The following is a 792-nucleotide window of genomic DNA, read 5'->3' as shown; positions in this document are numbered from 1 at the left end:
AAACGCCGCCTCACACCGCGCCATCGACTCCGCGAACACACCCGACTCAGCCCACAGCCGAACCGCCATCCCCACCCACTGCGTCCCCTGACCAGGGAACACGAACACCGACCGGCCACCCTCGACCGACACCACACCCGACACCACACCAGACGACGGCACCCCAGCCGCCACAGCATCCAGACCGGTGTTCAACTCCGTTGCGTTATCCGCCAGCACCACGGACCGGTGCTCGAACACCGACCGCGACACCACCGACGACAACCCCACATCCACCAACCGACCAGACCCAGCCACCTCCCTCACACGGGACGCCAGCTCAGCCACCACACCCACCGAACGACCAGACACCACCACCGGCACCACAGCCAACGGGGCATCCCCGACGAACTCCCCCTCCTCCGGAACAGGCGCCTCCTCCAACACCACATGCGCATTCGTCCCACTGAGCCCGAAGGAGGACACCGCGGCCCTGCGCTGACGCCCCACCTCCGGCCACGGCTCCTGCTCCGTCAGCAGTGCGACGGCCCCCGCGGACCAGTCGACATGGGGAGAGGCCTCATCGACATGCAGAGTCTTCGGCAGGACTCCGTGCCGCATCGCCATGACCATCTTGATCACACCGGCCACACCCGCAGCAGCCTGCGTATGACCCACATTCGACTTCAACGAACCAAGCCGCAAAGGCCGCCCCGCGTCCCGCTGCCCATACGTCGCCAGCAACGCCTGCGCCTCAATCGGATCACCCAGACGCGTCCCCGTCCCATGCGCCTCCACCACATCCACATCACC

Annotated in this window: 1 protein-coding gene; it reads right to left on the bottom strand. The window is 66.9% G+C overall.

Annotated elements, in window-relative coordinates:
* The coding region (locus IE248_RS37040) for a ketoacyl-synthetase C-terminal extension domain-containing protein (RefSeq protein ID WP_190033150.1) at positions 1-792 on the bottom strand (792 nt) is incomplete at both ends.

This window comes from Streptomyces goshikiensis (genome assembly GCF_014650555.1).
Taxonomy (GTDB): Bacteria; Actinomycetota; Actinomycetes; order Streptomycetales; family Streptomycetaceae; genus Streptomyces; species Streptomyces goshikiensis.
Note: the sequence above shows the minus strand (reverse complement) of the source record. Positions and strands in the feature narration are given on the sequence as shown.